8 protein-coding genes are annotated in these 8397 nt (G+C 65.2%); 6 read left to right on the top strand and 2 right to left on the bottom strand.

Going from position 1 to position 8397, the window contains the following annotated elements; all coding sequences use genetic code 11:
- Positions 1–88: 88 nt before the first annotated feature.
- The 5 genes from A5785_RS11165 to A5785_RS11145 all read left to right on the top strand — a co-directional run bounded on the left by A5785_RS11165 (position 89) and on the right by A5785_RS11145 (position 5512).
- On the top strand, positions 89–574 hold the full coding sequence (locus A5785_RS11165; protein WP_231895173.1) for a hypothetical protein: 486 nt from the start codon (positions 89–91) through the stop codon (positions 572–574).
- 88 nt (positions 575–662) lie between these two features.
- On the top strand, positions 663–2252 hold the full coding sequence (gene fadD1, locus A5785_RS11160; RefSeq protein WP_005206592.1) for a fatty-acid--CoA ligase FadD1: 1590 nt from the start codon (positions 663–665) through the stop codon (positions 2250–2252).
- 19 nt (positions 2253–2271) lie between these two features.
- Entirely contained in the window at positions 2272–3402 is a 1131-nt protein-coding gene (locus A5785_RS11155; protein WP_064866498.1) for a TIGR03857 family LLM class F420-dependent oxidoreductase, read from the top strand.
- Positions 3399–4490, top strand: a complete 1092-nt coding sequence (locus A5785_RS11150) for a phosphotransferase family protein (protein WP_005206590.1) — start codon at positions 3399–3401, stop codon at positions 4488–4490. Before A5785_RS11155 ends, A5785_RS11150 begins: the two co-directional genes overlap by 4 nt.
- Positions 4487–5512, top strand: coding sequence for an NAD-dependent epimerase/dehydratase family protein (locus A5785_RS11145; protein WP_005206589.1), 1026 nt, complete (start codon positions 4487–4489; stop codon positions 5510–5512). The genes A5785_RS11150 and A5785_RS11145 overlap by 4 nt, the downstream gene beginning before the upstream one ends.
- A gap of 20 nt (positions 5513–5532) precedes the next feature.
- Here A5785_RS11145 and A5785_RS11140 read toward each other — a convergent pair whose 3' ends face one another.
- Positions 5533–6147: a TetR/AcrR family transcriptional regulator gene (locus A5785_RS11140; protein ID WP_005206588.1), complete on the bottom strand. Its 615-nt coding sequence runs from the start codon at positions 6145–6147 to the stop codon at positions 5533–5535.
- A 213-nt stretch (positions 6148–6360) separates the two neighbouring features.
- On the opposite strand from A5785_RS11140, the gene A5785_RS11135 reads away from it, so the two are divergent.
- A complete protein-coding gene (locus tag A5785_RS11135; protein WP_005206587.1) occupies positions 6361–7431 on the top strand; it encodes a porin PorA family protein in 1071 nt (356 codons plus the stop codon).
- 74 nt (positions 7432–7505) lie between these two features.
- Here the strand turns inward: A5785_RS11135 and A5785_RS11130 are convergent, their stop codons facing one another.
- On the bottom strand, positions 7506–8393 hold the full coding sequence (locus A5785_RS11130) for an SDR family NAD(P)-dependent oxidoreductase (protein WP_064866485.1): 888 nt from the start codon (positions 8391–8393) through the stop codon (positions 7506–7508).
- Between the last annotated feature and the right edge of the window lie 4 nt (positions 8394–8397).

Below are 8397 nucleotides of genomic sequence, written 5' to 3'. Positions count from 1 at the left end.
TATGCGATCGTCGGCAGCGTCAGATGTGTATAAGAGACAGCGCTGGTACCGTGAACCCCAACTGTGACAGAAGGGGCTGGTGATACCAATGGGACGAACACTTCAGCGCGCTGCGCTCGCGGCTGCTACCGGACTGACGGCCACGTCGACGCTCCTGGCGACGGCCGGGTCCGCGCACGCCGCGCCGGCCGCCGACCCGCAGATCCCTGCGTCGTCGATCTCGCAGACTCCGAATGCGGGCATCGCGACCAGCGGCGATATCCCCTTTGCTGCGTTCGTCGCTCCGATCGCGGCGGCGTCGCCCGACCCGAACACACTGCGCGTGTGGCTCGAGCCGATGCCGGGCAACGCCTGCGCCGCGGCGCTGCGCTCGGCGGTCGTCGGGTTCGAGTGGCACAACACCGCCACCAAGAAGTCCGGGACCACCACGTTCCCGGCATGCAAGGAGGGCAAGCCCGCGCTCAGCCCCGCACTGCAGACCGGGCCGGGACCGATCTCGTTCACCACGAGCGTCGTCGGACGCGGTGGCGCGACGTTCACCCTGAGTCCCGGAAGCGGCACCATCTCTCGCTGAACGCCACGTCGAGCGGCGTCGCCACGCACTAGTAGACAATTTCTCGAATCTGTACACCTCGTCGTAGAACGGGTTCTAGATTTGGCGCATGGCGCAGACCGTGACTGAACTCCTGATCGACCGTGACAACGACGACTCCCTCGCGATCCTGTACGACGACAGTCGCTGGACATGGCGCGAATACCTCGACGACGCGCGGCGCACCGCGGCCACCGTCCTCGGCCGCGCCGACACCGAGCGCCCGATGCACATCGGCGTCCTGCTCGACAACAGTCCCGCGATGCTCATCGCGCTCGCCGCAGGCGCGCTCGGCGGGTACGTGACGGTCGGGATCAACAACACTCGACGCGGCGAGGCTCTCGCCAACGACATCGTGCGCGGCGACTGCCAGATCCTGCTCACCGACGCCGAGCACCTTCCACTCCTCGACGGCCTCGAGCTCCCCGGAGTCGAGGTCATCAACACATCATCCGCCGAGTGGCCCCGACTTCTCGCCGACGCGGGAGAGCTGACCCCGCACTCGGTACCGACCGCGACCGACCCCTTCATGCTGATCTTCACCTCGGGCACGAGCGGCAACCCGAAGCCGGTTCAGTTGGCGCACATGCTCGTTCCGTTCGCCGGGCCGCCCCTGGCCGAGCGCTTCGGCATCACCTCCGACGACATCTGCTATCTCTCGATGCCGCTCTTCCACTCCGCGGCGCTCCTCGGAGGCTATTGCGTCGCTGCCGTTTCCGGCGCGGCGATGGTGCCCGCCAGATTCTCTGCGTCACGATTCCTCGACGACGTTCGGCGCTACGGCGTCACCTACATGAACTACGTCGGCAAACCTCTCGCCTACATCCTCGCGACTCCCGAGCAACCCGACGACGCAGACAACACATTGCGCGCCGCGTTCGGCAACGAAGCCACCGACCGCGACATCGACGACTTCGCACGACGTTTCGACTGCCAGGTCTGGGATGGCTTCGGCTCCACCGAGTTGGCGATCATCATCACCCGCGAACCAGGAACTCCACGCGGCTCCGTCGGGAAGGGATTCCCAGGCGTCGCCGTCTACAACCCCGCAACCGGGACCGATTGTCCACCAGCGCAATTCGACGACACCGGTGCACTCGTCAACGCCGACGACGCGATCGGCGAGATCGTCAACACCTCCGGCGCGGGCATGTTCACCGGCTACTACAACGACCCCGCGACCACGTCGGAAAGGCTGCGCGACGGCATGTACTGGTCGGGCGACCTCGCCTACAAGGACGTCGACGGATGGCTCTACCTCGCGGGCCGAACCGGCGACTGGATGCGCGTCGACGGCGAGAACATGACGGCAGGGCCCATCGAGCGAATCCTGTCGCGCCTCCCCGACATCAGTCAGGTCGCCGTCTACGCGGTTCCCGACGATCAGGTGGGCGACGCGGTGATGGCGGCCGTCATCCTCACCGACGACAGTTCCTTGACCCCAGGCGAGTTCGCGCAATTCCTTGCGGCGCAGCCAGATCTGTCGCCGAAAGCATGGCCACGGTACGTCCGCATCGCCGACGACCTGCCGACGACGGCGACAAACAAGATCGTCAAACGTCAGCTCAAACACGAGGGCGTGAGCGCAGGCGACGACACCCTGTGGGTACGCGAACCACGCGGCACCGAATACCGCGCGGCGTCGCCCGCGAGCGTGTGACATCTCGACGGTGACACCGATGCACGCGGGAAAATCGATGCTCCCCGAGCTCGGCTACTACGCACTCTCGCGGCATCCGGTCAGCCCTGCCAACCTCGTCGACGAGGCGAGGTTGGGGGAGCGCATCGGACTCGGCACCGCGTTCGTGTCCGAACGGTTCAACATCAAAGACGCAGCCGTGCTCAGCGGAGCCCTCGGTGCCGCAACGAGTCGCATGGGAATCGCCACTGCCGCAACAAATCACAACACCAGGCATCCCATCGTCACCGCCACGGTGGCGGCAACCCTCGCCGAGCTGACGAACGACCGGTTCGCGCTCGGCTTGGGCAGGGGCATCTCCGCACAGTGGCAGATCCTCGGCATCGACGATGTGACCAGTGCACAGTTGGCCGACATCAGCGACGTGCTGCGTCGACTGTGGCGCGGTGAGATGATCGGCGGCCACGACGGCCCCGCGGGCTCGTATCCACTGCTGAATCTCGGTGTGGCCGTTGCACCCGTGCCCATTCTGCTGGTGACCATGAGTGAAAGAACTCTGGAACTGGCGGGACGAATCGCCGACGGCGTCGTCCTCCACACCTTTCTCGACGACGCGGCGACGTCGAAAGCAGTGGCTACCGTTCGCGATTCAGCCGTCCGCGCAGGCCGTGATCCGGACATGATTCGGATCTGGTCGGTGCTGGCAACAGTCGGCGACGAGCTTGCGTACGAGGACCGTCTGCGCAGACTCTACGGCCGTCTCGCCACCTACCTGCAGGGCTACCCGGATGCACTCATGCGTGCGAACCGCTGGAGCACAGCCGATCTCGATCGTGTTCGCGCAACGTCTGCATTCTCCGACGCCACCGGCCCCATCGACGCCACCGCAACGGCCGAACAACTCGACGAACTCACACAGGCGATTCCGCAACACTGGGTCGCCGACAGCGCCGTCGGTTCGGCGTCTGACCGCGCCACCGCGGTGGCGAGGCAATTCGATCTCGGCGTCGACTCTGTCATCCTGCACGGCGCTACTCCGACCGAGCTGGCGCCGGTGGTCGACGCGTACCGCGCTAAGCGCTCCCCCACCGTACGCAATCTGCCCGCGAATCCAGGTCTGATGACACCGCGAGGAGCCGAGCCTAAAACACCGCGAGGAGCCGAGCTGTGACCACTCACCCAGGCGCCGAAATACCCACGGACATCAGCGATGTCACACCTGACTGGCTCACCGATCTCCTCTGCGCAAGCGGCTTCGACGACGCCCACGTCGTCGAGGTCGACGCAACGCCCGTCGGAACCGGCCAGATGGCGAGTTCGTATCGGCTTGCGCTGCGCCACGCCGCGCCGTGCCGCCTTCCCGACACGGTGGTCGCCAAGCTCGCAACCGGCCCTGCCGCCCAGCGCGAGTTCGGCTCAGGCGCTTTCCGAAACGAGATCCGCTTCTACCGGGAACTCGCCTCGACCTTCCGGGTACCGACACCCGCGATGTTCGCTGCCGTCAGTTCCGATTCGGGGAGCGAGTTCGTCCTACTCCTCGAAGACATCGCCGACGGCCGCCAAGGCGATCAGATCGCCGGGTGCAGTCCCGCAGAGGTGCGTGCGGTCGCGGTTGCGGCCGCAGGACTGCACGGCCCACGGTGGGACGACACCACACTCCTCGACGATTTCCCTCTCCCGACGCCGAGCGATTGCGACGTGTTGGAGTCACTGCTCGACCCGATGGCCGAGGTGTTTCGTGCGCGTCTCGCATTGAGCGACGCGCAGTCGTCCGTCGTCGACTGGTTGGTCCGAGACGCAGGCCCGTGGATACGGACACCTGCCGAGCACTTCGCCCTCATCCACGGCGACCTTCGGGCCGACAACGTCATGTTTCGCGACGACGGCTCGCTGTCCATACTCGACTGGCAGACGATCACCACCGGGAATCCCCTGCGTGACATAGCGTTTCTGCTCGCGACGAGTCTCACCCCAGACGACCGCAGGATGCATGAGAAAAGCATCGTCACCGACTACCACCACGCGGTGCGCGCATGGGGCGCTGCGCTGTCGACACCCGGCACGCCGTCGAGCGTCCTCGACTACACCTTCGACGACTGCTGGCGCGACTACATCGACAACCTCATCCAGGCTCCGCTGATCATCGTCTTCGGCGCCGCGGCTGCACAACCCACAGAAAGAGGTGACGCGATGTTCAGCGTGATGCTCGAGCGTACGGCTGCGGCAGTGGCCGATCTCGCCCCGGAGCGCCTGAGATGACCAGCCTGGTGATCGGGGCGAGCGGATTCCTCGGTTCGACGCTGACACGTCGACTCGTCGACTCGGGCGAAGACGTACGAATCCTGGTGCGCCCCAGTAGCGACACACGCACGATCGACGACCTCGACGTCGACCGGCACGTCGGCGAGTTGACTCACGCAGACACACTCGCCGACGCGATGTCGGGGTGTACCGATGTCTACCACTGCGCCGTCGACACGCGTGCGTGGCTCCTCGACCCCGCACCGTTGTACGAAACCAACGTCGAGCTTCTGCGCTCCGTGTTGGAGGTTGCTGCACGTATTCCACTGCGCCGCTTCGTCTTCACCAGCACCATGGCGACCATCGGCATTCCGAAATCGGGTCTCGCAGACGAAAACACCGAGTTCAACTGGGACCGCCGGGCAACAGACTATGTGCGATCGCGGGTCGCAGCGGAACGACTCGCGCTCGGCTACGCACGCGAGCACGCTGTACCGCTCGTTGCGATGTGTGTCTCGAATACCTACGGCGCCGGAGATGCGGTACCCACTCCGCATGGGTCGTTCGTCGCGGGGGCCGCACTCGGCAAACTGCCCTTCGGCGTGCGCGGGATGCGTTGCGAATCAGTCGGTATCGACGACGCCGCAGATGCGCTCGTCCTCGCCGCGGAACGCGGACGCAATGGCGAACGCTACATCGTCTCGGAACGGTCCATCGATCTCGGCGAAGTCATCCGCACCGCCGCCGCAACCGCAGGCCGTGCCGCACCCAGACCCGTGCTTGGCCGTGCCGCGCTCTATGCCGCCGGCGCGGTCGGTTCGGCGAAGTCCACACTTACGCGTACACCGGGCAAGCTACGCATCGGCACGGTGCGTCTGATGCACTGCATTCCAGAGATGAGCCACGACAAGGCTGTTCGCGAACTCGGATGGCAACCAAGGCCGGTCACCGAGGCGATTGCCGAAGGCGCACGGTACTGGGTCGAGCGGGCAGAGCAGCGCCGACGCCGCACCGACACACCCTCTCAGCGGTCGGGCTGAGCGCCAGGTGTCGTCGACACTCAGCACAGGTACGCGACGATCGCCTCGACGAGTCCGCGACGCCCCGCCTCGACGTCGGTGTAGGTCGACAGATTCGACTCCGACCACAATCCTCGCAAGGCACCCGGCAGAAATGACTGCACCCGTTGCGATTTGGTCTCGTCGACGTCGAGTCCGTCGAAGAAACGCGCATACGCCGCCGCCCACCGCTGCTCCCAAGCCGCCATAGCCGCCGCCGTTGCGGGGTAGGAACTTTCGAGCGCCGACGGATCGCCAGGAAGCATCTGTCTCAGATTTTCCACCGCGCGGCCTTCCCTTGCCGCGAGTGCGCGCCAGAACCGCTCGACCATGATCTCGATCCGCTCGGGCGCCGACATCGTGGCGTCGAGCGAATCGGGTGCGGGCTGCCAGACGTCGACGATGTGGTCGAGCACCGCGGCCCACAGTCCGTCGACGTCCCCGAATTGGTGCTGCATTGTCCCCCAGGTGACACCCGCTTGTCTCGCAACGAGATTCGCGCTCACCGGGTCGCCACCGCGGGCCGCGGCGAGCGTGTCGATCGCGGCGTCGATCACCTGCCTGCGGGTCTCGATACCCCGCTTGTTCAGCCGCGTCCCTTTGGCACTGACAACCATCTTTCGAATACTAGCGAATTGGACGGCCTCACCTCGTCCGCGAGATCACAACCGCATAGAACTATCTATGTCTTTTATCTATTCACCACACCTCATAGAGCCCTGTATGACACTATTCGCTCAATGTGACCTCGGCCACATTGCACTTCGTTAGTCACATGGGCCTTCTGCGGTGATCCGCCGGCTCAGCCCACCTCGAGATGAGGAAATCACATGAGTAAGAAGCGGACTCTCCTGACCGCGATCCTCGGCCTGCTCGGCGTCGTCTGTCTCGTCGTCGCAGCACTTCTGCCGACCGTCATCCGCAGCAACACCGCGCTGTTCCCCACCGATCTCGACCGCACCGCGGTACTGGCCGGTCGGGGCACACTCATCGACAGGGCGTCGTTCACCACGGCAACGCCGGTCGCCACCACCGCCGATGTGCCGATCGAGATCATCACGCGCAACCAATCTTCGCCCGGCGCAACCGACGACACGGCGGCCACCACGACAACGGTGACCAGTCGCCGGTCCGACGTCCCAGGCCAAGCGGGGGTGTTCGGACTCGACACGTTGGCGGGCACCATCGACCGCACGACATACGAGGTCGCCTCGAACCCGGAGCCGACGCTGATCACCGCGCCTGCGACAACACCGTCGAACGAGTCCAGTTATGCCGGAACACTGTTCACCTTTCCCATCGGAACGGACAAGTCCGACCACACGCTCTACGAACTGCGCGGACACACTCCGATCACCATGAAGTACGTCGACGACACCCGAGAGGTCAACGGCGTCAAGACCTATCACTTCCACGGTGAGGTCAACGCAGTCGACACCACAAAGACGCAAGGCGTCAACCAACAGACCCAGATCACCATGCCCGCATTCAAGTGGGGCATCCCCGGCGGAGCAATGGAGCCGGTCACCATGAAGCTCTTCTACAGCAACACCCGCGACATGTGGGTCGAGCCGACGAGCGGCACCACCGTCGACACACACACCACTCCGCACGCGTATTACGCACGGTCAGCGGATGATTCGTTCAAGGTCGACGCGATCAACGCCGACCTACGATTCGACGACGCCACACTGACGGCGCTCGCCAACGACGCCAGGGACGCGCGTCAGACTCTGCGCGCGACGTTCTTCTGGACGCCGATCGCACTGGGGATCGTCGGTCTCCTTCTTCTCGTCCTCGCGGCCGTGGTGTATCTGCGTCGCCCACGCAGGACACACGACGATCCGCACACGCACGGTCCCACCGCGACCGAACCGCCGCTGGGCGGCTCCGCGAACTGATCTCATAGATGCCGATTTGGTATGGGGTTTGTGCCGCAATCACGTGCAAACCCCATACCGATCTTCTCGACAACTCACTCTGAGAGCAGCCCTGCCAACTCCGCCAAACTGTATGGCTCCGTGTCTTTATGGTCGCGGTAGGCCACGAACGTCGGTTGGTGCGGATCGTATCGACCGATGAAACCCCCCGACGCCGTGAAGATCTGGCCGGTGATCCTGGCGGCGGCATCGCTCGCAAGGAATGTGTAGAGCTGGGCAACGTATTCGGGCGGTGCGGGAGCGAGCGCCGCGTCGCGGGTGAAGTCGTCCAGTATCCCTCTCGCATGCAGGCTTTCGATGTGTCTGACGTAGTCCGGCCCCGACGACAGCCTCGACTTCGCGCCGGGCATCACGACATTGACGCGGACCCCGGAACTCTTCAGATCGCCCGACGCGGCAAGCGCGAGGGCGTTCACCCCGCCCTTCGCCGCGGGATAGCCACTTCCACCGAACGTTCCCAACGACGCGGCCGACCCGGTCAACACGATCGAGCCCGATCGCTGTCCGACGAAAACCCGTGCAGCGGACTGGGTGAGGAAGAAGGCGCTCATCAGATGTGCGTCGAGCTGCTCGCGGAATTCGGCGGGCGTGATGGTCAGGACCGTCGACCCAGGGGGTTCGGCTATTCCCGCACAGTTCACGGCGACGTCGAGTGCGCCGAACGTGTCGAGCGCCGTCATGACCATCTTCTCGGCGACGCCCTCGTCGCCCGCCGACCCGCAGACGCCCACCGCGTAGCCACCGCCGCCTGTGATCTCGGCGACCGTGTCGTCGACGGCCCTCGCGTCACGGCCATTGATCACGAGCGAGACCCCGCGTCCGGCAAGGGCATACGCGACGTTCAGACCGATACCCCGCGTCGACCCCGCGATGATCGCGACTCGCCCGGACAGGTGCGCGTCGATCGGGACGTCGGCCGCCATCAGA

This window comes from Gordonia sp. 852002-50395_SCH5434458 (assembly GCF_001665905.1).
Taxonomy (GTDB): Bacteria; Actinomycetota; Actinomycetes; order Mycobacteriales; family Mycobacteriaceae; genus Gordonia; species Gordonia jacobaea.
The sequence above is the reverse complement of the archived record's forward strand: the minus strand, read 5'-3'. Positions and strand labels throughout refer to the sequence as shown.

Excerpts from the sequence above, each read along its gene's own strand:
- A5785_RS11145 (WP_005206589.1), top strand. The coding sequence starts at position 4,487 with ATGACCAGCCTGGTGATCGGGGCGAGCGGATTCCTCGGTTCGACGCTG.
- A5785_RS11130 (WP_064866485.1), bottom strand. The coding sequence starts at position 8,393 with ATGGCGGCCGACGTCCCGATCGACGCGCACCTGTCCGGGCGAGTCGCG.
- A5785_RS11140 (WP_005206588.1), bottom strand. The coding sequence starts at position 6,147 with ATGGTTGTCAGTGCCAAAGGGACGCGGCTGAACAAGCGGGGTATCGAG.
- A5785_RS11155 (WP_064866498.1), top strand. The coding sequence starts at position 2,272 with ATGCACGCGGGAAAATCGATGCTCCCCGAGCTCGGCTACTACGCACTC.
- fadD1 (WP_005206592.1), top strand. The coding sequence starts at position 663 with ATGGCGCAGACCGTGACTGAACTCCTGATCGACCGTGACAACGACGAC.
- A5785_RS11135 (WP_005206587.1), top strand. The coding sequence starts at position 6,361 with ATGAGTAAGAAGCGGACTCTCCTGACCGCGATCCTCGGCCTGCTCGGC.
- A5785_RS11165 (WP_231895173.1), top strand. The coding sequence starts at position 89 with ATGGGACGAACACTTCAGCGCGCTGCGCTCGCGGCTGCTACCGGACTG.